At 71.9% G+C, this 24,134-nt stretch carries 15 protein-coding genes and 3 pseudogenes; 7 read left to right on the top strand and 11 right to left on the bottom strand.

From position 1 onward, the window contains the following. Positions 1–11 precede the first annotated feature (11 nt). From ACFY5C_RS10350 to ACFY5C_RS10335, 4 genes are all read right to left on the bottom strand, one after another. The gene (locus tag ACFY5C_RS10350) at positions 12–1,238 is read right to left on the bottom strand and encodes an ABC transporter substrate-binding protein (protein ID WP_389442832.1); all 1,227 of its coding nucleotides are present in this window, start codon (positions 1,236–1,238) and stop codon (positions 12–14) included. Positions 1,239–1,789: 551 nt separating this feature from the next. Then, entirely contained in the window at positions 1,790–2,866 is a 1,077-nt protein-coding gene (locus ACFY5C_RS10345) for an ABC transporter permease (protein WP_389442830.1), read from the bottom strand. 424 nt (positions 2,867–3,290) lie between these two features. Next, positions 3,291–4,427 carry an NAD(P)-dependent oxidoreductase gene (locus ACFY5C_RS10340; RefSeq protein WP_389442828.1) on the bottom strand — a complete coding sequence of 379 codons (1,137 nt, stop codon included), beginning with the start codon at positions 4,425–4,427 and terminating at the stop codon, positions 3,291–3,293. Between the two features lie 209 nt (positions 4,428–4,636). Next, complete coding sequence (locus tag ACFY5C_RS10335) at positions 4,637–7,480, bottom strand: AAA family ATPase (protein WP_389442826.1); 2,844 nt, start codon at positions 7,478–7,480, stop codon at positions 4,637–4,639. Between the two features lie 322 nt (positions 7,481–7,802). Between ACFY5C_RS10335 and ACFY5C_RS10330 the strand changes: the two genes are divergently transcribed. Beyond that, a complete protein-coding gene (locus ACFY5C_RS10330) occupies positions 7,803–8,549 on the top strand; it encodes a DedA family protein (RefSeq protein WP_389442824.1) in 747 nt (248 codons plus the stop codon). Then, positions 8,546–8,704 (top strand): hypothetical protein, encoded by a 159-nt coding sequence (locus ACFY5C_RS10325; protein ID WP_389442822.1) that lies wholly within the window; start codon positions 8,546–8,548, stop codon positions 8,702–8,704. Before ACFY5C_RS10330 ends, ACFY5C_RS10325 begins: the two co-directional genes overlap by 4 nt. A 29-nt stretch (positions 8,705–8,733) precedes the next feature. On the opposite strand, the gene ACFY5C_RS10320 is transcribed toward ACFY5C_RS10325, so the two are convergent. Together ACFY5C_RS10320 and ACFY5C_RS10315 are read right to left on the bottom strand one after the other, a co-directional pair. Then, positions 8,734–9,297, bottom strand: a complete 564-nt coding sequence (locus tag ACFY5C_RS10320) for a NuoB/complex I 20 kDa subunit family protein (RefSeq protein ID WP_389442821.1) — start codon at positions 9,295–9,297, stop codon at positions 8,734–8,736. Positions 9,298–10,224: 927 nt separating this feature from the next. Then, entirely contained in the window at positions 10,225–10,614 is a 390-nt protein-coding gene (locus ACFY5C_RS10315; RefSeq protein WP_389442819.1) for an HGxxPAAW family protein, read from the bottom strand. A gap of 439 nt (positions 10,615–11,053) precedes the next feature. On the opposite strand from ACFY5C_RS10315, the gene ACFY5C_RS10310 reads away from it, so the two are divergent. Beyond that, positions 11,054–11,485 (top strand): ATP-binding protein, encoded by a 432-nt coding sequence (locus ACFY5C_RS10310; protein ID WP_389442817.1) that lies wholly within the window; start codon positions 11,054–11,056, stop codon positions 11,483–11,485. 416 nt (positions 11,486–11,901) lie between these two features. Here ACFY5C_RS10310 and ACFY5C_RS10305 read toward each other — a convergent pair whose 3' ends face one another. The 4 genes and pseudogenes from ACFY5C_RS10305 to ACFY5C_RS10290 all read right to left on the bottom strand — a co-directional run bounded on the left by ACFY5C_RS10305 (position 11,902) and on the right by ACFY5C_RS10290 (position 17,361). Continuing rightward, positions 11,902–12,561 carry a CBS domain-containing protein gene (locus tag ACFY5C_RS10305; RefSeq protein WP_389442816.1) on the bottom strand — a complete coding sequence of 220 codons (660 nt, stop codon included), beginning with the start codon at positions 12,559–12,561 and terminating at the stop codon, positions 11,902–11,904. Positions 12,562–12,706: 145 nt separating this feature from the next. Next, positions 12,707–13,999, bottom strand: a pseudogene (locus tag ACFY5C_RS10300) (glycoside hydrolase family 15 protein); the annotation flags it as partial. 95 nt (positions 14,000–14,094) lie between these two features. Continuing rightward, a pseudogene (locus tag ACFY5C_RS10295) lies at positions 14,095–14,545 on the bottom strand (trehalase-like domain-containing protein); the annotation flags it as partial. After that, positions 14,545–17,361: an ATP-binding protein gene (locus tag ACFY5C_RS10290; protein WP_389442814.1), complete on the bottom strand. Its 2,817-nt coding sequence runs from the start codon at positions 17,359–17,361 to the stop codon at positions 14,545–14,547. The pseudogene ACFY5C_RS10295 and the gene ACFY5C_RS10290, both read right to left, overlap by 1 nt. A 458-nt stretch (positions 17,362–17,819) precedes the next feature. Here ACFY5C_RS10290 and ACFY5C_RS10285 point away from each other — a divergent pair, with 458 nt between their 5' ends. The 4 genes and pseudogenes from ACFY5C_RS10285 to ACFY5C_RS10270 all read left to right on the top strand — a co-directional run bounded on the left by ACFY5C_RS10285 (position 17,820) and on the right by ACFY5C_RS10270 (position 22,365). Continuing rightward, positions 17,820–20,642 (top strand): ATP-binding protein, encoded by a 2,823-nt coding sequence (locus tag ACFY5C_RS10285; protein ID WP_389442812.1) that lies wholly within the window; start codon positions 17,820–17,822, stop codon positions 20,640–20,642. A 244-nt stretch (positions 20,643–20,886) separates the two neighbouring features. Continuing rightward, positions 20,887–21,648 carry a 3-oxoacyl-ACP reductase FabG gene (gene fabG / locus ACFY5C_RS10280; protein ID WP_389442810.1) on the top strand — a complete coding sequence of 254 codons (762 nt, stop codon included), beginning with the start codon at positions 20,887–20,889 and terminating at the stop codon, positions 21,646–21,648. Between the two features lie 112 nt (positions 21,649–21,760). Continuing rightward, positions 21,761–21,958, top strand: a pseudogene (locus ACFY5C_RS10275) (IS701 family transposase); the annotation flags it as partial. 143 nt (positions 21,959–22,101) lie between these two features. Continuing rightward, a complete protein-coding gene (locus tag ACFY5C_RS10270; protein ID WP_389442808.1) occupies positions 22,102–22,365 on the top strand; it encodes a hypothetical protein in 264 nt (87 codons plus the stop codon). A gap of 227 nt (positions 22,366–22,592) precedes the next feature. Here ACFY5C_RS10270 and ACFY5C_RS10265 read toward each other — a convergent pair whose 3' ends face one another. Beyond that, positions 22,593–23,759 carry a thiolase family protein gene (locus ACFY5C_RS10265; protein WP_389442806.1) on the bottom strand — a complete coding sequence of 389 codons (1,167 nt, stop codon included), beginning with the start codon at positions 23,757–23,759 and terminating at the stop codon, positions 22,593–22,595. Positions 23,760–24,134 lie beyond the last annotated feature (375 nt).

The following is a 24,134-nucleotide window of genomic DNA, read 5'->3' as shown; positions in this document are numbered from 1 at the left end:
GTGCACGGTGGCTACTGGGACGGGCTCGCGCCGACGAAGCCGTCGGACGCGAGCTTGACGCTGCCGTCGGCCTGGCTTTCGTAGAACACCACCGAGTTGCCGCAGTTGCTCTGGCCGGGCCAGGCGCTGCCGTCGCAGACGAGCGCCGGTCCCATGAAGGAGTCGAAACGGCCGGCCTTCTTCAGGGCGTCGAGCACCGCACGGCCCTCCGCCTTCGCCGGGTCCTCGGCGAGGATGCGGCTGAGGTTGACGATGTCGGCGAACGTGGTCTGGGCGAAGATGTTGGAGGCCTTGTCCTCCTGCCCGCTCTCCTTCATGGCCGCGAGGTAGGTGTCGATCTCCTTCTGCTTGGCCGGGGGCGCCTGGTCGCGTGCGTCGGCTCGCCACACGTCCGAGTACGTCACCATGCCGGCCGTGGCCTCGTTGCCGAGCGCCTCGGCCACCGCGCCGGAACAGGAACTGCCGAAGATCTTCCCCTGGTAGCCGCTGGACCTCAGTGCGCCGACCAGACCGACGCACTGGTCGTCGGTGAGGATCGGCCCCCCGACGAGGTCGGGTTCGCCGGCTGCGGCCGACGCCGCCAGCGAACTCCAGTCGGGGTTGGAGATGTCGTAGGTGAGCGTCTTCTGCGTCATGCCGAGGGCCTTGGCCGTCGGCTCCAGGACCTGCTCGGTGATCGCACTGCTCCACTTCACGTCCGGCATCAGGAATGTGTAGGACGAGACCTGCTGACCGGCGTAGAACTTCAGTGGCGCGGTGAGGCCGGCAGGCGCCGCGGTCCCGAAGAACACGGAGTTCTTGTCCGTCTGCATCGCGGGCCCGTCGGCGCCGTGACCGACCACGGGGATGTGCGCCGACGCGAGGACGGGCAGGATGGCGTCCCCAGCGGGGTCGAGGCCGTTGAGGACGAAGGCGACGTTCTCCTCGACCATCTTGTTGGCGCAGTCGACCGACTTCTCGGGGGATCCGTCCACGTCGCAGCGGACGAGTTCCAGCGGGCGTCCGCCGATGCCGTTCAGGTGCTGGTTGACATAGCGGACGCCTGCTTCGGCGCCGATACGCGTCTCCGGGACGGACACCGCGCCGCCCTCGAGGTTCACCCACCCGATGCGGAGGGGCTTGCCCGTGGGCTTCGGCGCGTCCTTCCCGGCCGCCGTGTCGGAGCCGTCTTCGGCGCACGCCGTCATGGTGAGAGCGAGAGCCGCCACAGCGGCGGCGGACATCAGGGACCTGCGCAAGGTCAACCTCCAGGAAGCGGGATCTACGTCGATCCAGAGCGGGTCTTCCGGTGCCCCGACGGGGACCACCGGTCTGTGATGCAGGGATGACTTCCGGGCGCGGGTGCGGTGGCGCCTGCGGCGGGAGAGTCCGAAGGCCCGCGTCCCGGGCCTTCGCCTTCCGTCCGGTTCCGGCAGGGTTGCCGCCCGGATGTGGTCAGCGTGCGGGATGCGAGCGCCACGCCATAGGCGGGTTGTCCCTACCAATAAGGAAAGGCGGCCCCGGGCCGGTCCGGGCAGTGGCCGCAAGTAGTGATCACTCATGTGGCCGCCGGCCGGGGGACGCCACTGTGGGCGCGGCGGGTTCGGAGCGCTGGATCGGTGGGGTCGAAGGCACGCGTACGGCTGGAGATCGGCATCGATGTACGGGCCTGAGGCGCCAGTGGCATCCGCACGGTGGCAGCCGTCATGGCACCCCGCGCCCCCGGCCGGCTGACTCGGCGCACGGCGCCTCCCCACGACCGCGTGCCCGCCCCCGGGGAAGGGGGACGGGCACGGGTGGAGCGCCGTACTCAGGTCGCTCGCAGGCTCTTGATCCGCTGGTTCGCGCGAGCGGTGCCCAGGAACAGCAGGCCGAGCCCGACGGCAGCCCAGGAGAGGAGCACCGCCAGGGCTCCCCCGCCCCCGGTGCCGTCGAAGAACGATGTCGACCGGAGCAGCGTGGCACCGGCACCCGGTGGCAGCAGCTGGCCCAGCGCCCCCCAGGGCTCGGGCAGCATCTCGGGTGCGGTCGCCACTCCGGAGAGGGGATTGCCGAGCAGCAGCACGGTCACCACGCCGAGTCCGAGGCCCGGATGCCCCAGCGCGGTGCCGAGGCCGGCCACGGTGGTGCTGATGGTGAAGACGATCAGGGCGACGACCGCGGCCTCCGCGAAGTAGTTGCCGTCGAAGGCCCCGATCCACCCGTGGACCACCGCTGTGGTGCACAGCCCCGCCACGACGGCGAAGGTTGACGCGGCCACGAGCCGGTTGCGCAGCCTCGGGATCTTCAGGGTGATGAGGATGCCCCCGATCATGCCGGTGAGCACCAGGGGGAGCATCGACGACGCGAAGGCGGCGCCACGCGGGTCCTTCTCGGGAGCGGCGCGGACGTCCTCGACGGTCACCGGCCGACCGCTCTGCTTCTCGATCTCGCCCGCCATCTGTGTGAAGGCCGTCGACACCGCACCGCTGGCGGCGGTCGAGACCAGCACCTTGGGGCCGGCGGGATCCGCCACGACCGCCGCGTACGCGTCACGGTCGAGGATCGCCTCACGGGCCGCGGCCTCGTCGGCGAGCCTGGTGATGTCGAAGGCCCCGGGCTCGCCCTTCTCCAGGTGTCCGGAGACGGCCGTGGCGGCCTGACCCTGCCCGGCCACCACGATCGGCACGTCGTGGGGGCCGCTGCGGGCCCCCGGCCAGGCGAAGGCGATGACGACGACGAGCTGAACCACGGCGAGCGCGGCCGCCACCATGAACGCCAGGCGAGCGCCGGTGGGCCCGTGGCCGCTGACCGCCGACGCGGACGCGTCGCTCGACGGCACGGAGGGGGCCGAGAGGGAAGCGACGGGCGGCCCGCCACCGGCGGGATCGGACGAGTAGGAAGACACGGCTCCTCCAAGAGGCATGGGGCTCCCGGTACGGGAGGACTGTCGGGGCGCCCGGGGCGGGGTGTCTGCCTCGCCCGGCGCCGGTGAGTCCAGAACACCCGGCCGCCCGGGTGCGGGGCGTCGGGGGCGGTCCCCAACGTTTGCCGCACCATCCCCTTAGGGGGTGTCCGCGAAGTCGCGCCGGGCGACGGACGGGTCCCTGGCGTCCGGTGCGTGCTCTCGGCGGGGCGGGCGGACGCGCGTTCCCGTACTCGGTGTTCGTCCGCTGGCGAGAGTGTGTGCCAGACGCCTGGGGCAGGAGGGACTTCTTGCACGGCATCCCCTGGGGCCGGTCCTCCGCGGTGCCCACGCGCAGGGGCGCGGTGCCGGATCACTCCTGGCACCGCGCCCCTGTCGGAAGCGCGCGGGCGCCGCCCGCCCGGCCTCAGTAGTTCTCGATGGAAGCCACCCACGCGGCCTGCGGCAGCGGGTGCACACCGGGTGCGTATCGGCCGCCGTGCTCGCTCATCCACCCGACGGCACTGACCATGAGGGCGGCCGTGAGATCGAAGGAGTTCAGACTGTCGCCGTCTCCGGCCGTGAGGTTCACGATGTGGCCGCCCGACATCAGCAGGATCTCCTTGCCGAAGGGCCGGTGGCAGGTGACGTGCGGCAGGACCTGTGTGCCGGTCCGCAGCACGCCGAGATCGATCTCTCGCGGTGAGTGGCCCGCGTTGAGCAGGAAACAGCCCGCCGTCAGCTCGGAGAGGACCTCCTTCGACACGACGCCGTCGCGGCCGGTGGCCGTGACGAGGATGTCGGCGCGGGGTGCGAGCGCCTCGACGGTCCCGGTCTCGTAACCCTCGTACTCGGCGATCAGCCGGCGCTCGGCCGACTCCTCGGCCACGAGCACCCGGCCGCCCAGCGCGGCGGCCGCACGCGCCAGACCCGCACCGACCTCGCCGTAACCGACCACGACCACGACGCTGCCGTGGAGGGTGAGGTTGGTGCGGCTCATGAACGCCTGCCACGTGCTGATCCCCACGGCGTACCGATTGTGCACGTGGTTCTTGAGCGGCACGCGGTCGAGGTCGAATACCGGGTGGCGCAGGGGCAGGTCGCGCAGCGTGCCGATGCCGGTGCGCGTCACCTCGACGCCGGCCCGCAGACCGTCGTAGCCGTGCTCCGCCGCGGTCCTCGTGATGTCGGCACCCATCTCCAGGGTGTGGCTGGGTCCCCAGGCCACGCACCTCTCCGCGGGCGGGCGCCCACGGCCCGGACCGGTGACGAAGACCTCCATATGCGCCCTGAGGTGGTCGGCCACGTCCGTGCGTGTCGTCGCCGGATCGGCGGGCGTGACGGCCACCTCGGCACCCGCCGCGGCGAAGGCCTCCAGGAAGACGGCCGCCTTCACATCGAGGTGTACCGCCGCGGCGAGCCGCACACCCTTCAGCGTCGGGAGCCGTGCCGCGGTGGCCGCGGTGAGCCACATGTGCCGCCGGGTCCACCGCAGACGATCCGGCAGCGGCACACCCTGCCAGGCGGAGGGTGATGCCGTCACCTTGGCTGTCAGGTCACTCACGAGTGTCTCTTCCTTGTCTGCGAGGAGGCAGCCGGTGAGCGGTTGCGACGCTCCGGGCCCAGCTGACGGTCGCAGCCCAACGTAGGCCGCGGACCAGCGGCCACGGATCAGCAAGTGCTACTCAAGAAACCGGAACCGGGACCTTTCGGAACCGAGACCCTTCGGCAACCGAGACCTCGAAGGACCGGAGCCCCTCCGACGCGGCACGGTCAGGCGCTCTCGACGTACGAGCCGAGCTGAGCGCGTCCGGTGATCCCGAGCTTGCGGTAACAGCTGCCCAGATGCACTTCCACCGTCTTGACCGTGACGTAGAGCTTCTGCGCGATGGCCCGGTTGGTCAGTCCCTGGACGGCCAGTTCCGCCACGCGCTGCTCACTGGGCGTGAGAGCCTCCGCGCCTTCTGCCGGCGAGCGCCTGGGCCGCGCACCGGCGGCCCGCAGTTCGGCTTCGGCCAGCTCGACCAGCGGCGCGGTTCCCAGGCCGGTGGCGAGGCGCAGTCCCTCGGACAGGTAGGGCCGCGCCTCCACCCGCGCGTTCCCGCGCCGCAGCGCCGCCCCGAGATCGATCAGCGCCTTGGCGTACTCCAGCGGTGCGTGGCCGGACCGCAGCACGTCGACCGCCTCGCGCAGGAAGCCGAGCGCCTCGTCGCCGCTGGTGACCAGACCGCCCACCCGCAGGGCACGGCCCAGAGCGAAATCGGCCCCCCACCGGCGGGCGAGTTCGATCTCCTCCGCGGCGTGGCGCACGGCTTCATCCGTCCTGCCCAGCGCGTGCAGAGACTGCGCGGCGGTGGAGCGCCAGGCGGTCACCGCCGGGTTGCAGCCGCCGTTGTCGGCGAACCGCGCCCCGGCGCGGCCGGCCATGTCGAGAGCCTCTTCGTCACGGCCCTGCGCATGGAGGAGCCGCGCCTTGGCCTGCATGAACCAGTAGAACATCCCGCTCGGCGGCAGCTCCTCGGGAACCTCGGCGCTGGCGAGGGCGGCTTCGGCCTCGTCCAGGCTGCCCCGCTCGACGAAGATCTCGCACAGGATGGCCCAGAGCATGGAGATCCCCACCGTCGAGTGGGACAGGAGGGCGATCCGGATGGCTTCTCGGACGTCCGCTTCCGCCTCCGAGAGGTCGCCGCGCCGCAGCCAGCCCAGGGACCGGAAGCCGAAGCCCTGGAAGAGCGTGGGCAGCGAACCGGAGCGCCGGGCCTCTTCGATGAGTGCCGTATGGGCGGCGATGCCCTGGTCGAGGTCCCCCAGCAGCAGGGCGAAGTAGGCGCCGACGGCCGTGGTGGCACCCTGGCTGGCCGCCGCGGCGAACTCCGGGTGCGCGATCACCCGGCGTGCCCGCTCCACACCCTGGGGGTCCGCCTGGTAGGTCTCATGGGCCGCGATCATGCCTTCGAGCATCAGCGCCCCGATGGAGTGCGACGGGGGAAGGCGCCGCAGTGCGGGCAGCTCGCGGCCGAGGTGGTCCCAGCCGACGGCGACGGTGGGGATGTTCAGCAGGATGGCCTGCAGGCCGCGCCACAGATCGTCCGCCTCCGGCGGGAGGTCCTCGGCCGCTCGGGTCAGGACGTCCACCGCGGCATCGGCCCGCTCGACGTACAGCAGGGCCAGCCCCAGGGGTGCGGCGAGACGGGCTCGGTGCTGGGGGTCCTCGGTGAAGGTCAGGGCTTCTTCGAAGTAGCTGATGCCCAGCGACAGATCGGACCGCAGTGCCGCGAAGGCGGCCTCGGTGAGCACAGTGGACCGCTCGTCCCTGCTCAGCTGCTCCTCCAGGGCCCGCTTGAGGTAGGTGAAGGCGCCCTCGTGAGAGCCGTGGGCCAGCGCGTGCGCGGCCGCGTCGCGCAGGAGGGAGACCGTCTGGGGCACGGTGCCGGGCGGCAGCCGGAGAAGGTGGGTGGCGATCCGCTCGGGTCCCGCGTCGGTCTCGGCCAGCAACCGTGCCGCCTCACGGTGGTAACCGTCGTGCTGGTCGGGGCGGATCTGTTCGTACACCGCCTGCTGCACGAGGGGGTGGATGTAGTCGTACTTCTCACGGGGCGACTTCTCGCGGACGGGACGCAGGAGCTCGATGGAGACGAGGGTGCTCGCCGCGGCCGCCGCCCGCACCACCTCAACGCCGGCGAGCCGGGCCGCGTGTTCGAGCGAGGCCGCGGGGGCCAGCACGGCCATCGCCTCCGCCACCCGCCGGCCGTCGGGTGGCAGACGGGTGAGTTCGAGGGCCACCCGACGGCTCACCGCGCGTGAGCCGATGTGGCCGACGCGGGGCGCGCTGCCGGCCGAGGGGGACAGACCTTCCGCCTTGAGCGCTCGGACGAGTTCCTGCAGGAGCAGGGGGTTGCCGCCGGTCGCCCTGTGGCAGGCGGCGCTGAACTCCTCCTCCGGAGCCTGCCCGAACCGCTCCTCCAGCAAGGAAGCGGTGGCGGGAACGCTCAGGTCCGCCGGCTGCAGCAGCATGCAGCCCGGGTCCAGCGCCACGGCGTCCAGCAGGCGTGAGGACCCGAGCCCTTGTGGCCGGGTCGCGGCGATGACCGCCAGCGGCACGTCCTCCAGCCTCGGCAGGAGATAGGCCAGGTACCGCAGGGACGGCTCGTCGGACCAGTGCAGATCGTCGATGAGCAGGACGACCGGGCCGCTGCGCGTCAGGTTCGCGGTCAGCCAGTACAGACCGTGCAGCACGGCGTAGTCGCCCACGGCACCGTCACCGGGGGCCGGCTGTCCCTGGTCCATCCCCAGGGCGACCGTGGCGTCACCTGCGGCGCCCGACAGCCATTCGTCGCGCTGGGGCGGCGGGGAGCGGACGAGGACCGGCTCGAACAGCTGGCGTACGACCCCGAACGCGTATTCCTGCTCGAGGGACACCCCGCGGCCGTGGAGCACCCGCATGCCTGCCTCTTCGGCCATCCGACGGGCCTGGTCGAGCAGCCTGCTCTTACCGACCCCGGCCGCTCCCACCAGCATCACCAGCGCACTCGACCCGGTGCGCACCCCGTCCAACCGCGCCCGCAGGGCTTCGAGTTCCGCCTGCCGCTCGAGCAACGAGCCGTCGGTCCTGCTCATCAGCCCACCTCAAGCATTCGTCCCGGCCGCGGCCCGGGGGCACGCTCTCCCGCCCGGGCCCGCCACAGGGCAAGCCTAAGTCCCTCAGGAGCCATTTTTTCATCATTCGTCCGATCTGCCCTTGGGTGCGGTCCCTCCGGGGCGGTGTCACGGAGAGGGACACAACTACTCATGTCGGGCGGTTCGGATGCCCTGACGATGAGGGGGTCGCCGCAGGTCTGTGCGACCGAGGGAAGGGGAGAGGTCCCTCGCTTACTTTACAGATAGTAGAAATCTACTTGCCGAATGGTAAGTAGGCAGGCAGTCCGGACTGGAGGCCCTCATGCCGGGGATCGAAGACATCGCCGCGATGACGCCATGGGCCTACCTCGTGTTCGGATGCGTCACCTTTCTCGATGTGTTCCTGCCGTTCGTCCCCAGCGAGACGACCGTCATCGCGGGAGGGGTCCTGGCCTCCGCCACGGGCGAGTTGAGCGCGGCCGTCATCGTCGTGGTCGCCGCCCTGGGGTCCTGGTTGGGTGATGTGCTGGCCTACCGGATCGGCCGCTCGGTCGGAGTGCGCAGGAGCCGCACCAAGGGGCGGGGCAGGACCGGAATCCGTGCCGGAACCGGGGGGATCCGTGCAAGGGCGAGGGGGAAGGGCGGCGAAGTCGCTCGCCTTCGGTGGCTGCGCGATGCGCTGGCCGCGGGGGAGGGCCGGGTCGTGGTGTTCGCACGGTTCGTCCCCGCGGGACGTACGGTGGTCAGCTTCGCCGCCGGGGGAGCGTGCTTCCCGCCGAGGCGCTTCGTGCGGCTGACCCTGCTGGCCTCCGTCCTGTGGGCCGGGCTCGCCGTCTGCCTCGGCTATGCGGGCGGGGAGACCTTCCGGACGCGCCCATGGCTCGCGGTGCTCGTTTCCAAGGCCGTCGCCGCCTCCCTGCTGGCCCTGGCCGAGCTCTGCCGTCGTCGGCTCGCGGCGAACAGGGACGCGCGCGTACCTGTGCAGGCGCAGCCGCCGACGGCAGAGGAACGGGCGGCTGTACCCGGGTACGCCATGTCCGCGGCGGCGGCCGGCGGTGAGCCGCGATGAGGCCCAGGGGCCGGCGGCGGCGCGACGCCCGGCGTCATCCCGTCGTCGCGACCGCCATGGCGCTCACCTGCGGGATCCCGCTGACCGTGGGCTTCGGCGCCTGGGAGGACATCGCCGCTCGAGCGGCCGCCCTCGCCGCGGCGCTCGGGTGGTGAAGACCTCGCGGCGGGGGCGCACACAGGACTCAGCCCCGGTGCTCCGGCCGCTCGATGTCCACCTCACTCAGCGTCCGGGCCCTGAGGGCCGCCGACTCGGCCGCTCTCGCCGCCTCCTCACGGTGGACGCCCAGCGGCTCGTCGCGGACGTGCTCGTGCAGCTTGACGACCGCGTCGATGAGCATCTGGGGACGCGGAGGACAGCCGGGCAGGTAGATGTCCACAGGGACGATGTGATCGACGCCCTGCACGACCGCGTAGTTGTTGAACATCCCGCCGGACGACGCGCACGCCCCCATCGAGATCACCCATTTCGGATGGGGCATCTGGTCGTAGACCCGGCGCAGGACCGGCGCCATCTTCTGGCTGAGACGGCCGGACACGATCATGAGGTCGGCCTGCCGCGGCCCCCGCCAGACCTCCATGCCCCAGCGGGCGAGATCATGCTTCGCCCCACCGGTGGCCATGACCTCGATCGCACAGCACGCGAGGCCGAAGACGGCCGGGAACATCGAGGCCTGACGGGACCATCCCGCCAGCGCCTCGACCGTGCTCAGGGCGAAACCGCTCGGCAGGCTTTCCTCGACACCCATATCCGGCCCCTCTCCGCTCTCCGACGACCTGTCGCGGAACGTAGCGAGCCGGGTGCGGTACCTGCGGCGGAACGGGGCCGCTTGAGTAGCGGATACTCACCGGAGCCGGCCCGCGCACGGGCCGTAGGGGCGTCCAGCCGGTCGGGGACCTGGCGGGTGGGACCGGCCGGACCAGAGAGCTTGCGACGAGCACCTTTCCTCATGCGCGTCGAGCGGCGCCGTTCCGCTTCCGTCCGGCCCCGGCCGCCGCCTCCGTGCCGACCCGGCCACCGGTGACCGCCTCGCGACGGTGGGCGCCGTCATCGCCGACTGGCCGGCCACGGGGTGGCCGGCGGGCGGAGACGTCCCACCGGCTCGACGCGGCGGACGGCGGCCTGTTCCGCGGTGGAGGCCATGGGAGGGGACCTCATCGTGGCCGGGCACAGGATGCCGGCGCCAGGACCGCTGATGTGCCGTCCACCGCGGAGCAGGCCGCCTTCCGCCGGCAGAGGGGCTCGCCGAGAGCCTCGCGGCGGGCAGCGCGCATGTCTTCCCGCTGGAGCGCGAGGAGGAGCCCCGGCTCCGAGCCTGCCGGCACGCCGAGCCGGCGCCCACAAGCCGGGAGCTCTTCGGCCCGGCCAAGCTCACCCGAGCGGCGGCGACGAAGCTCGCAGGTTTCCGGCGCTCGGAGCACATCGCCGAGGAGCGCGGCGGCCACGATGCCGCTCCGGTCGGTGCGGAGGCGGGCGGCGCCGTCGCCCGGTGTGGTGGCTCAACTCGCGGGTACAGCGCCCGGACCCGAGCCGGGAAGCCCACGGCTTCCCGTACGTCGGCGACGCTGAGGGGGGAATCATGTCGGACACCGGACACCCCGCTGCTGTGGTGTCTCCGTCCGTCCCGTACTCCTGGGAGGGACCACGGGCCGCGGCAGTCCCCCCTGGCACGCCGTCAGGAGACGGACTCGGTGGCAACCGCCTGCTGATGGGGATCGGTCACAGGCGGGGTGATCACGGCCGGGGTGGCCGCCGGCTCCGGCCGTCGGCCGGCCATCCGGCAGCCGACGCAGTCGGCGTGGCCGTTCCGCGCCGTGAGGTCCCGGACCTTCCAGCTCCACTGGTCGTGGGGGCGCGGTCCGGACGGCTTCCCCCACCCCATCAGGTGGAGCGCCCACGTGACCAGCACGCTCAGGGCCATGATCCCCAGTCCCAGCCACACGCCGACCGGACGCCAGACGCACAGGCCGACGCCGGTCACCGCGGCGCCGAGGGTGGCGATCCCGACTCCGGTCCAGCCGGCGACGGTGTGACCCTCGTCGTACTCGTCACCATCTGCAAACATCGGCAAAGTCCTCTCGTCCCGAGGTAATGGGGTGGTGCTGCTTTTCTACGTCCGGGACGCGGGCGTCCGCGTCGGGGACTGACCCCCAGACGGGCCCCAGCCTCAGGGCGGAGCATCTGCGGGCCATGTGCGTCCACGCGTCCGGGGCGAACACGGCGGGGGGGGCCACGCCGGCGGTGACGGGACCCTGTGTGATCCGACAACGAGCCTACGGAGGCGGGGGGAACAGCCGCTGAGTACCGCTTACTCCAATCCGGCTTACGCCGATACGGCCGTGGCCCGCGCCCACCGGGCCGCCCCCCCAACCCTTGGCCTCCGGACCACCGCCGCGAAACGGTGGGGGTGGGCTTGGGGTCGGCCCCGATGCCCGGACGGGGGTCCCGGAGGTCTCCTGGAGGTGGATCTTCCGGCAGCGCACGAAGCGAAGGACGTGACCGTGATGAACGGCACCACCTCCCCAGAGGCACCGAGCGGCGACGTGTACGTGTGGCCTCTGGAACACCGGGCCAGGGCAGTGGCCGCCGCACGCCGGATGGCACGGACGGTGCTCACGCACTGGTCCCTGGACGAGCAAGCCGTCTACGACGCGACCGTCATCGTCTCCGAACTGGTCACCAACGCCGTGGAGCATGCCCTGCCGCCCGTCACGCTCCACCTGCAGCGGCAGCAGGCCGGCGGCGCAGGGGTCGTCCACATCGAGGTCACGGACGGGGGTCCCGCGCCCAGTGCCGGCGCATGGGTCACCAGCTGCGCCCCCGAGGAGCACGGGCGGGGATCCGCCATCGTCGACATGCTCGGCTTCACCTCCGGGGCCCGGGACCGCGGCAGTGCGAGCGCCCACTGGGCAGAGCTCGAGCTCCAGACCGCCTGAACCGTGGCCTGTGGCAGGGCCGTCCTGGTGCAGCTCCGAGGGCCACGCTCGGCGGAGTCAGGTGCGGAGCCGAGCCGGTGGACGGACGCCCCGATCGAGTCCTGATCAGCGCGTTGGCGGGAGCACTCCACCACCTCGTGGCAGGAACCACTCCCGGGGGCCGCTGTCAGCTCATCCGCGGCGGCCGACCCATGCCGGCCCGGCGGAATCGTCGGGCCGGGCACTCCTCGAGAGGGGCCGGCCGCAACGGCCGCACGCCCTCGCCGCCGCGTCCACGCGGTCTTCGCGGAACCTCAGGACATGGAATCCGGTCGGCGACGACGGGGCGTCCGCCGGGTCCAGCGATGCAGGCGGCCATGGTCAGGACTGACCCCCGGACCTCGCAGAACGGTCCCTCCGCCCGGGCCGGCCGGTGCTCAGTGCCGTGCCATGGACTCCAGCCGCGATACGACGGCCACGACGCCGTCGACGTGCCTGCAGAGCTCCTCCAGCAGCGCGACCGACTGCGTACGCGAGACGTGGCCGCTCAGTATCACGTGTCCGTTGTTCACTTCCACGTTGACCGCGGAGGGCAGCGCCCCCAGCGTTTTGACCACGATCTCTTCGAGGATCTCCGTGCGGATCGCCTGGTCCTTCCGGAGGAAGACCCGGAGCAGGTCGCTCCTGCTGATCACACCGATCAGACGCTGTGTCTCGTCGACGACCAGCAGTCGTTTGACCTTGTGTTCCGCCATGGCGCGAGCGGCCTCGACGACGCTCCAGTCGGCCCGTGCGCAGACCACCGGTGACGTCATAAGCCCTTCGGCGTCCGTGGCCAGTGCCTTGCCCGCCTCGGCGGCGTCCTCAGAGCCGTCGGGACGGCTCTCGCGCAGGCCGGCCGGCTCCAGCTGGTCCCACAACTTGTGGAGCAGGTCTGCTTCCGAGACGACTCCCACCGGGCGGTCGTCGCCGTCCACCACGGGCACCGCGGTGATGTCGTACTCCTGCAGCAGGTGGGCGATCTCTTTGAAGGGAGTTCCCCGCTGCACGCTCACCACAGCGTCGTTCATCAGGTCGCGCACCTTCCGGTGGTTCATCGGACGGGCTTCCTCTCCTTGGGCGGGCTGCCGGTGACCTGTCGGGGACACCGGTCACCCGGGGATGCACGCATCCGTTGTAGTCCGGCGCGCGGCGTCCGGCATTGGTGCCGCCCCTGAGCCGCACCCCCAGACATTGGCGGGGTCACACCGGGGGAGAGCCTGGTGCGGGCCAGGCTCCGCCGCCGGCGGTCAGCCGCAGTGCCGTGCCGACGAGCGGCACATGGCTGAACGCCTGGGGGAAGTTGCCCACCTGGCGGCAGAGCCGCGGGTCCCACTCCTCGGCGAGCAGCCCGAGGTCGTTGCGCAGCGCCAGGATGCGCTCGAAGAGTTCCCGTGCCTCCTCGACCCGTCCGATCATGGCCAGGTCGTCGGCCAGCCAGAAGGAGCAGGCCAGGAACACGCCCTCGTCGCCGGTCAGCGCGTCCAGCTCGCTCGCGTCCCGACCGGAGGTGAGGTACCTCAGCACCAGCCCGTCCACCGTCAAGTGGCGCTGTACCGCTTCGATGGTGCCCACCACGCGCTCGTCCGTGGGCGGGAGGAAGCCCACCTGCGGCACGAGGAGCAGGGCTGCGTCGAGGTCGACCGATCCGTAGGACTGGACGAAGGTGTTGCGGACGGGGTCGTAGCCCCTGGTGCACACGTCGCGGTGGATCTCGTCGCGCAGCGCCCGCCAGCGGTCGAGGGGCCCGTCCACCGCGGCCTGCCGCAACAGCTTCACCGCTCGGTCCACGGCCACCCAGGCCATCACCTTGGAGTGCACGAAATGCCGGCGAGGGCCGCGCACCTCCCAGATCCCCTCGTCCGGTTCCCGCCAGCGCGCTTCCAGACAGGTGATCAGCTGGGCCTGGAGCGCGCTGGCATGCTCATCACGCGCCAGGCCGGTGACGTACGCGAGGAACAGCGCGTCGGTGACCTCGCCGTAGACGTCGAGTTGCAGCTGCTGGGCGGCGCCGTTGCCGACCCGTACGGGCCTGGACCGCTCGTAGCCGGCGAGCCAGTCCAGTGTCGTCTCGCTCAATTGCCGCTCCCCGGCGATGCCGTACATGATCTGCAGGTTCTCCGGGTCTCCGGCCACGGCACGCAGCAGCCATTCACGCCACGCGAGAGCCTCCTGCCGGTAGCCCGTGGACAGCAGGACGGAGAGGGTGAGGGCGGCGTCACGCAGCCAGGTGAACCGGTAGTCCCAGTTGCGTTCGCCCCCCACGTCCTCCGGCAGCGATGTCGTCGGCGCCGCCACGATCCCTCCCGTCGGGCGGTACGTCAGCGCCTTGAGGGTGATCAGCGAGCGTACGACTGCCTCCCGGTAAGGGCCCCGGTACAGGCACGCACCCGTCCACTCCCCCCAGAAGGACAGTGTCGCCGCGAGGGAGTCCGCCGGTACGGGAACCGGGGGAGCGGGCTGGTGGGAGGGCTGCCAGGTGAGGGTGAAGTACACCCACTGGCCGGGGGCGGGGGTCACCTCGTCATGGACCGTGGCGCCCTCGACGCGCCTCGGCGCCGCGTCCCCGTTCATGCCCGAGGCCGTGTCGGCGTCCAGCCAGACCGAGTCCGGTCCCGCCACCGCGACCACACGGTCCCCGGACCTGCGGATCCACGGCACGACCCGGCCGTAGGAGAAGCGGACACTGAGCACCGATGCGACCCGAACCCTCCCTCTGACGCCTTGTACGGCACGGACCACCTGAGGCCTATGTCCTCGCGGAGGCATGAAGTCCAGCACCCGGACGCATCCGTCCGGTGTCTCCCAGAGGGTTTCGAGGATCAAGGAGTCCGGCAGGTAACGGCGTCTCACCTGTATGAGCCCGCCGGCATCGGCGGCGACCGGCCCGAGTCGCCAGAAGCCGTTCGCTTCCGTGCCTAGGAGACCGGCCAGCAGGGCCGGCGAGTCGAAGCGGGGCAGACACAGCCACTCGATACAGCCGTCGCGGCCGACCAGGGCGGCCGACTGGGTGTCCCCGATGAGGCCGTAGTCCTCGATCATCACAGCGCGGACACATGCAGCTCGGAACGGCGGGCGATCCCGAGCTTCTTGTAGCAGGCGGAAAGGTGCACCTCCACCGTCTTCGCCGTGACGAAGAGTTCCTGGGCGATCTGTCGGTTGCTGAGGCCCTCGGCGGCCAGCGCCGCCACCCGCCGTTCACTCGGGGTGAGCGCCTGCGGGCCCGTCGGGTGGGTCCGGCGAGGGCGGGCGCCGGTGGCGCGCAACTCGGTGCGCGCCTTCTCGACGAGCGGACCACTGCCGCAGGCGAAGGCCAGTTCCAGGCCTGCGTTGAGCTCACCACGGGCGCGCGCGGCGTCGAGGCCGGCCAGACGCGCACCGAGCGCGACGCGTGCCTTGGCGTGCTCCAGGCGGGCGGACGAGGCGCTGAGGAGGGCGACCGCCTCCTCCAGCGCGGTGACGGCTGCCGGGCCGCTGGTGGCGGACCCCAGGACACGCAGGGCCCGGCCGACGCAGCGGGATCCGCCCCAGCCGCGGGCCAGCGCCACCTCCTCCTCGGCGCGGTCGGCCGCCTCCTGGTGGCGGCCGAGCGCCCGCAGGCACTCCGCGGCGAGGGACCGCCACGGGATGAAGGCCGGATTGACGCCGCCATGGTCGGCGAACCGGCTGCCCGCGGCGAGAGCCGTCTCCAGCGCACGCTCGTGGTGGCCCTGTGCCTGGAGCACGAGGGCCAGAGCGTAGAGGGTGAAGTACCTCGGCCCGGCGCGGCCGTCGGTGTTCCCCGCCTGCCCCAGCACGGCCATCGCCTCGTCCGTCCTGCCGTGCTCGACGAGCGCCTCCGCCAGCCAGGCCAGCAGATAGTCGTGGGTCATCATCACCTTGGCCGTGGAGGCGAGACGGACGGCTTCCCGCAGGTCGCTGTCCGCGTCTGCGAGGTCGCCCCGCAGCAGCCAGCCCCAGCCCCGGTATCCGTAGAGTGCGCACAGCGTCACCAGTGAGCCGGTCTCGCGGGCGTCCCCGATCAGGGCGTCGGACGCTGTGATGCCCTCGTCCGGATCCGCGGCCAGGAGGGGGAAGCAGGCGTTCATCACGAGGACCGCGGCACCCGCCGCGGCCTGCCGCGCGGCGGGATCGGCGACCACACGCCGGGCACGTTCCAGCGAGTCGGACCGGCCGGCGAAGGCGTCGCAGTTGGCGATCATGGAGTCGAGCATGCTGCCCTCGACGGTGCCGGCCGGTGCCAGCGCACGGAGACCGGCCAGACGGTCGAGCACGCTGTGCCAGCCCGGCTGCAGCAGGGGAGCGGCGAGCAGCGTCGCCTCCAAGGCGCGGCGCAAATCGTCCTCACCGGCGGGGAGCGCGTCTATCGCCCCGGTCAGCCCCCGTACCGCGCGCTCCGGGTCCTTCAGCACCATGAGATGGGCCAGCTGCCGGATCCCCGCCAGACGCGCCCGTGCCACCACGTCGTCCATCAGCTCATCGGCGGCGTCCAGATAGTGTGTGGCAGCGGGCAGGTCGACCAGGAACGCTGCCGTCCCGGCCTCCATGAGCACTCCCAGCCTGTCGCTCTCGGCCGGTGGTTCCTCCACGGCGCGGCGCAGATAGCGAAAGGCTGCTTCAGAGGCTCCCTCGGCGGAAGCCTGGGCGGCCGCGCCGCGCAGCACCGCAACGACCGCGGGGTCACCCGCGGGCAGGACGTACAGCAGGTGAGCGGCCACCTGCTCGCCCCGGGCGCCCGCGCTGCGCAGCAGACGGGCCGCCCGGGCGTGCATCGACGAACGGCGGTCGGGGGGAATGCTCTGGTACAGGGTGCTGCGGATCAGCGGGTGCTCGAAATCCAGGTCCTCGAACAGCGGGGACGAGCCGGGTTCGGGGGTCCGGAGCACATGCGCGGCCTGGAGTGCCGCCACGCTCCAGGGAGCGTCCGCCACCCGGACGTCCGCCAGGTTTGCCGCCTGGGACAGGCCGGCAGTGTGCCCCAGTACGGCTATCGCCTCGGCGAGGCGGATGGACTCGGCGGGCAGCCGGCCCAGCTCCACGCCCACCCTGCGGGCCAGCACCCGGGAACCCAGCAGCTCCACCTGCGGGACGGCGAGGGCGGTCGGCGCGACGCTGTTGCCCGTCATGGTCCTGCCCAGCTCGGTCAGCAGCAGCGGATTGCCTCCGGTGGCCGTGTGGCACGCCCGGGAGAAGTCGGGGTCCGGTGGGCTCTCGAACCAGCCCTTCAGCAGTTCGTCCGTGGCCGCCGCGCTCAGTGGGCCCAGCGGCACGGTGTGCACCTCCGGGTCCGCCAGCAGGAGGTCGATCAGGTGGGAGGCCGAGCCGGGTTCGTCGGGGCGCAGCCCCGCGGTGATGAGCAGCCGCAGGTCGGCGAGGCGGGGAAGGAGGAAGTTGAGGAAGCGCAGCGAGGGCTCGTCCGCCCACTGGAGGTCGTCGATGACCATTGCCAGGGGCGTGTCCTGGCAGATGTTCGACACCAGCCAGAACAGCGAATGGAACGCGGCGAACTCGCCCGGCTGGGCACCGCCCGCCGGCTGATGGCTCAGGACCGATGCGGCGGTACGTGCGGCCCCCGCCGTCCAGCGGTCCTTCTCCTGCGGTGAGGCGGAGAAGAGCAGGGGTTCGAACAGCTGCCGTGCGACGCCCAGGGCGTACTCGCGCTCCAGTTCGGAGGCTCGTGCGGTCAGAATCCGCATGCTCTCGGCGGAGCCGAGGGATGCGGCTTCTCTGAGCAGGCGGGTCTTTCCCGTTCCGGCCCTGCCGAGGAGAACGACGACAGTGCCCTGCGTCCCGGCAGTGGCCGCGCCAGCACGCAGCCGGTCCACTTCCGCTTCACGATCGAGAAGCGCGCCGTCCATACAGTCATCGTGATACGACCGACCGGCGACGGCAAACGTCGTCGGCGACGAACGGCCGAAGGGCGGCGCGGCGCACGGGAGGTGCTGTCCCCCGCCACGACGACAGGCCGTGGCACTGCGTACGCGGCCGGCCACCGCAGAGGCGCAGCGGGCAGAGGGCGGTTCCGGCGGGCTGCGGACGCTGCCGCGCTGGGGAACGTGCGTGCCCGGCGCAGTCCAGGGTCGCTCGGCACTCCGGCGCCCGGGGGACCCGCGGCACTCCGGGGCCCCGGGGGATCCTCGGCAACCGGTGCCACCTCACGAGCCCCGGGTCCCTCGGTTTCGTCCTCTAGCGCCTGGCCAGGTGCGGCCGGACGGTTCTCCCGGCGTAGCTCCAGCCGGCCCGCCCTCACCGGTGTCACGGGTCACCGAGCACATAGCCGACCCTCTCGCGCCGGGCCGTGATCATAATGGGTGTCATGGAAGGTGCCCTCCTGGGCCGCGACGCGGAACTGGGGTGGCTGCGTACGGGCGTCGGTGACGTACTGGCGGGCAGCCACGCCTTTATGGTGATCGCGGCGCCGGCGGGCATGGGGAAGACCCGGCTGCTGAAGGAGACGGACGCCCTGGCCCGTGAGGCAGGTGTCCGCGTGCTGTCCGCCCGTGGCACCGAACTGGAGCGGGAGTATTCCCTGGGCCTGGTGCGACAGCTGTTCGAACCCCTGCTCCACGCGGCCACCCCCGAGGAACGCGACCGCTGGCTGTCCGGCGCGGCCGGCACGGCGAGAGGAATGCTGAGCGACACCTCGTCGGGCGGCGAGTTCGCCATGCTGCACGGGTTGTTCTGGCTCACGTCCAACATCTGCCAGGACACGCCCCTGGCAATGATCATCGACGATCTGCACTGGGCCGACGAACCCTCCCTGCGGTTCCTCGCCTACCTGCTGCCCCGCCTCGGTGACCTGCCCCTGCTCGTCGTCGGCGCCCTCCGCCCCGACGAACCCGACGCCTCGGGCCAGTTGCTCGACCTCATCCTCTCCGACCAGGAATGCCGCACCCTCACCCCGGCCCCCCTCACCGAGCGCGCCACCGGCGACGCACTCGCGCAGTGGTTCGACCGGCGGCCCGACCCCGAGTTCACCCGCGCCTGCCACCGGGCGACCGGTGGCAACCCCCTCCTGCTCGCCGAACTCACCCGCGCCCTCACCCGCGACGCGTTCCCGCCCACCGCCGACACCATCCCCCACGTCGAACACATCGGGTCCCGCGCCCTCGCCCGCCGCATCGCGCTCGAACTCGCCCGGCTCCACCCCGACACCGTCCGCCTCGCCCGGGCCATCGCCGTCCTCGGCCCCCATGCTCATCCCGCGCACGCCGCCCGACTGGCCGACATCGAACCGGCCCGGCTCGCCGGACACCTCACCCACCTGCACAGCGCCCACCTCCTGCAGCCGTCCCCTCCGCACCCCGGCGGCCAGGCCCACCTCGATTTCCTCCACCCCCTCATCCGCGCCACCATCTACCGCACCACCCACCCCACCGAACGCGCAGCCCTGCACGCCCGAGCCGCCGACCTCCTCACCGCCGCCGGCGCCCGCCCCGAACAGGCGGCCGAACATCTGCTCCACACGCCACCCGCCAACAACCCCCAGACCGTCGCCATACTCCGGCGGGCCGCCACCCTCGCCATGAGCACGGGCGCCCCCCAGGCGGCCCACACCTACCTCCACCGCGCCACCACCGAACCCCCGCCGCCCGAGCAGCACGTCACTGTCCTCATGGAAGCCGCCACTGCGGCCTTCCTCACCGACCTGCCGGCCGCGAAGGACTACCTGGACACCGCGGCAGTCCTCGCGGAGGACCCGACGACCCAGGCACGCCTCGCCACCCTCAGGGAGCTCATCCACCTGCTCGGTTTCCAGGACCCCGATCACACCATCGCAGGGGTGAACGAAGCCCTCGAGCGGCTGCCCGAGGACGAGGACGACCTGCGCCGGACCCTCGAAGCCATGCTGCTGGCCGTGCCCCTGGTCGTACCGGGACGCCACCACTTGCTCGACCGGCTTCCCGTGCTCCGGGAACTGCCCCCCTCGACGACTCTCGGATCGGTCGGCCTCGACAGCATGATCGCGATCTGTGACGCCTACGCGGGCCGGCCGGAGGCCGCCGGGAGAGCCCGCCGCGTGATCGCCGACCCCCGCGTCCACCAGGCCGCTGCCGACGGGGCCTTCCTCTTCATGAACGCTTCCTTCCCTCTGGTCGTGTACGACCCCGACGAGGGCATCAGCGCATGCGACCTGCTGATCGACAAAGCGCGTCGGACCGGGTCGTTGCTGTCGCTGTCGGCACTCCAGGGATTCCGGGGCCTTGCCTGGCTCCAGCGCGGCGATCTGTCGGAGGCCGCCGGCGAACTGAGGGAGGCCCTCCGGCTCGCCACAGCGGCCCATACGCCCTTCCAGCAGTACGCCGTGATCGCCTGGCTCGCGCAGACGCTCCTCGAACAGGGGCTGCTCCCCGAGGCGGAGGCCGTACTCGCGCAGGCCCTGCCGGGACCCTCGCACAAGGACCGGGAGGTGTACGGGTTCCTCCTGCTGGCCCATGCCATGGTCCTGCACGCGACAGGGCAGGAGGAGCAGGCGCTGCGAGCCGCCCTCGACGCGGGCCGGGACTTCGGTGCCAGCGGTGGGGACAATCCCGCAGTCCTGGGCTGGCGGTCGGTCGCCGCCGCTTGTCTGCACGCCCTGGACCGGGGCGAGGAGGGCCTCTCCCTCGCGCAGGAGGAACTGGCAGCGGCGATGCGCTGGGGCGCCCCGCACACGGTGGGGCGGGCCCAGTGCACCGTCGGTCTGCTCACCCCGGGGGCCGGGGCGATCCCGATCCTCGAGGGTGCGATCGAGACACTGCGCCACACCTCGGCGCGCCTCGACCACGCCAAGGCACTGATCGCCCGGGGTGCCGCCCTGCGCCGTGCCAACCAGCGTTCCAGCGCTCGCGAGGACCTCACCGCCGGGATGGACCTCGCCGACATGTGCGGGGCCGCGCTCCTGGTCGAACACGCCCGCACGGAGCTGCGTGCGGCCGGCGCCCGCCCCCGCGCGCCCCGGCAGACCGGCCTGGAAGCCCTCACGCCGAGCGAATCGCGCGTGGCCCGGCTCGCCGCCGACGGCCTCACGAACCGTCAGATCGCCCAGCGGCTGTACGTGACCGCCAAGACCGTGGAGGTCCATCTCTCCGCCGTCTACCGGAAACTCGGGATCCGCCACCGCAGCGAACTCGCCCCTCACCTGGCCAAGCCCGAGTGACACCGGTTCCGCCCCGGTACGACGGCCCTCCGCTCGGCCACGGACGGGTCACGGCCACCCAGCGGTCCCCCCGCCCCGACGTGCACGGGTGCTCGCTCCAGTGTTCGTACGGATCCCGTGCGGGCTCCCAGGCCCTGTAATGGAGGGACACCTTCCTGCCAGGCAGTGGCCGGCCGGGTCCTCCCGCGTCCGGCCGGTCCTCTCCGTCCCGGGTGCGGCCCGGGCAGACTCCAGGAGCCCCATCATGCCGGGTCCACTCACCCGCGTCGCCGTTGTGACCGGCGCCGCCCGCGGCATCGGTGCCGCTGTCGCGCAACGCCTTGCCGCCGATGGTCTGGCGGTGGCGGTGCTCGACCTGGACAGCACCGCCTGCGCACCTGTCACGGCAGCCATCACCTCCGAAGGCGGCCGGGCGCTGGCCGTGCAGGCCGATGTCTCGGACGCCGAACAGGTCGAGGCGGCGGTCACCCGGGTGGCCGAGGAACTGGGGCCGCCGACGGTCCTGGTCAACAACGCGGGAGTCATCCGTGACAACCTGCTCGCCAGGATGACCGACGCGGACTGGGACACCGTGCACCACGTCCATCTGCGCGGTGCCTTCCTGATGAGCCGGGCGGTGCAGGCGTACATGACGGAGCAGCGCTGGGGCCGCGTCATCAACCTCTCCTCGGTGACCGCCACAGGCAACCGCGGGCAGGCCAACTACTCCGCCGCCAAAGCCGGCCTGGAGGGCTTCACCAAGACCCTGGCCATCGAACTCGGTCCCTTCGGCGTGACGGCGAACGCCATCGGCCCGGGCTACGTCGTCACCGAGATGCTCGCTGCCGCCGCGGCCCGTATGGGCGCCGACTTCGACAGCCTCCTCGCGCAGGCGGCATCCGAGATCCCCGTCCGGCGCGTCGGCTGTCCGCAGGACATCGCCCATGTGATCTCCTTCCTCGCCGGCGAGAACGCGGGATACGTATCGGGCCAGGTCATCTACGTGACCGGCGGCCCGCACGGTTGACTCGGCCCGGCGCCCCCACAGACAGAGCCGTCAGTGCCTGGCCGAGTCGCACACACGGGGACGGTCCACCCGGCCGGGCGGGTGGACCGCCTTGCCCCGGTCAGAGCCGCCGGAGCCGGTGCTTGCGTATATGCGTGGACTGCTAGCACCGTTGGAGCGGAAGAACGGCTGGACGCTGGCGGAGGGGGCCGGGCATGACAGTCCGGACCGGACCCGTCGTCTGCTCAACCGGTGTGACGGGGACGCTGACGAGGTCCTCGATGACCTGAGTGACTATGGGGTCGAGCATCTGAGGGATCCGGATGCCGTCGGCACCGCCACATCACGCGCCATGTCCACCACGCGTGCCTCACCGTCATGGGGGCCCGGGACCGGCTGTCGGAGCAGTCCAGCGGGCCGAGTTCCAGCCCCGTCACGGTCGGCACGGGCGCTCTGACCCGGTACTGCGTACTGGTGACCGTGGCTGGTTGTTCTCCTGTACCCGCACCACCCGATCCGCAGGTCACCGGCGACGGAGATGGACGCGGTGAGCGAGGCTTCGCCGGGCAGGGGCTCGGCATTCAGGTCGATCAGCCCGGCACTGCCCCGCAGGGCGTCGCCCGACCAGATGGCCGGCTCGCTCGCCGCCTCGAACCGGAGGTCACCGCTGCCACCGTCTCCGAACGCCTGTACGTGGAAGAAGCCGGCGTCGAAACGTTGCGCACGGCGCGCGCCTGAACCTGGACCTGGACCGTTCCGTCCGTGGCGAGGCCCCGGCAGAACACTGCCTCGCTCCAGCGGGATTCCTCATGGATGCCGTTCGAGTTCGCGGCAGCGCCCGGAGCTCCGCAGAGAGCCATCGCCGCGATGCCCGCGGCAGCGGTTCCGGCAGCGGTGACCCCCACCGACCGGTGCGATGGGGAAGCCGGTCACGGCGGTTGCGCCGCCCGCGCTCGGCCGAGGGCTCACACGAGTTCCAGAATGGTGGCATTGGCCATGCCGCCGCCCTCGCACATCGACTGCAGGCCGTAACGGATGCCGTTGTCCCGCATGTGGTGGACCAGTGTGGTCATCAGGCGGGCGCCCGAGCCGCCGAGGGGGTGGCCGAGGGCCATGGCTCCGCCATTGGGGTTGAGCCGGTCATAGTCCGCTCCCGTCGCCCTCTGCCAGGCCAGCGACACCGAGGCGAACGCCTCGTTGATCTCGAAGGCGCCGATGTCGTCGATCGACAGACCCGAGCGCCTCAGCGCCTTCGCGGTGGCGGGTATGGGGCCCTTCAGCATGGTGACCGGGTCGGTACCGGCGACCACGGCGGTGTGCACCCGGGCAATCGGCGTCCACCCGTTGCGGGCAGCGATCTCGCTGGTGGTGATCAGGAGCGCGGCGGAACCGTCGCTGATCTGCGAGGCGTTGCCCGCCGAGACGACGCCGCACTCCTTGAACGGCGTCTTCAGCGCGCTCAGCGCCTCCAGCGTGCCGCCGCGGCGCACGCCCTCGTCGGTGTCGAAGACGTGGGCGGTGCCGTCGGGGCCGGTGACCGCAACAGGGGTGATCTGACCCTTGAACCGTCCCTCGTCCTGCGCGCGGGCGGCCCGGGCGTGCGAGTCCAGGGCGTGCTGGTCCAGCACTTCTCGGCCGAGCCCGAACTCCTCGGCGATCATCTCCGCCCCGGTGCCCTGGTTGAACGGGAAGTTGTCGTAACGCTTCTCGACCAGCGACCCCATCGGCCGGCCGAAAGCGCTCAGGGCGGCGCCCATGGGTACGCGGGACATGGACTCGACTCCGCCGGCGACGACGACGTCGTACTGACCGGAGATGACGCCCGCCGCGGCGAAGTGGACCGCCTGCTGGGAGGAGCCGCACTGACGGTCCACCGTGACGCCGGGCACGCTCTCCGGCCAGCCGGCGCCCAGGGCGGCATGACGGCCGACACAGAAGCCCTGCTCGCCCACCTGGGACACACAGCCCCACACGACGTCGTCGACGAGCTCCGGATCGAGGTGCGTGCGCTCAGCCAGTGCCTTGAGGACGTGGGCCGACAGGTCGACGGGGTGGATTCCCGACAGTGCGCCTCCGGGTTTGCCCTTGCCGACGGCGGTACGCACGGCGTCCACGATGACTGCGTCACGCATGGGTGGTCTCCTTCTCGCTGCTGAATGGTTGATGTGCACGGCACCGCCCGGGCGGGCCCGTGTCCGGCAGGGCGCCCCGTGGGTTCGCCGACCGCGGTCCCCGCGCCGGTCGGGGGTTTCCCGGGCGCGGGAACCGCTCGCTGGGTCTCCCCTCCCGGTGCCTCCTGCGACAGCTTCACGTCGAGCTCATCGGTGAGGGCGGGCGGGGCGGTCGGGTGACGGGCCTGCATTCCGGCCTGTCCTCGGAGACCGGCGACGCGCGCCCTCCTCGACCATGTTGACGGCTTCGACGACGATCGAGGTCTTGCCGATCGGGGGGGCACGCGGCGGAAACACCACCCCACCGGGTGGCACGGCACAAAGTAGGACCGGTTG

Origin of the sequence: Streptomyces sp. NPDC012935, from assembly GCF_042900345.1 — a bacterium.
GTDB lineage: Bacteria > Actinomycetota > Actinomycetes > Streptomycetales > Streptomycetaceae > Streptomyces.
The sequence above is the reverse complement of the archived record's forward strand: the minus strand, read 5'-3'. Positions and strand labels throughout refer to the sequence as shown.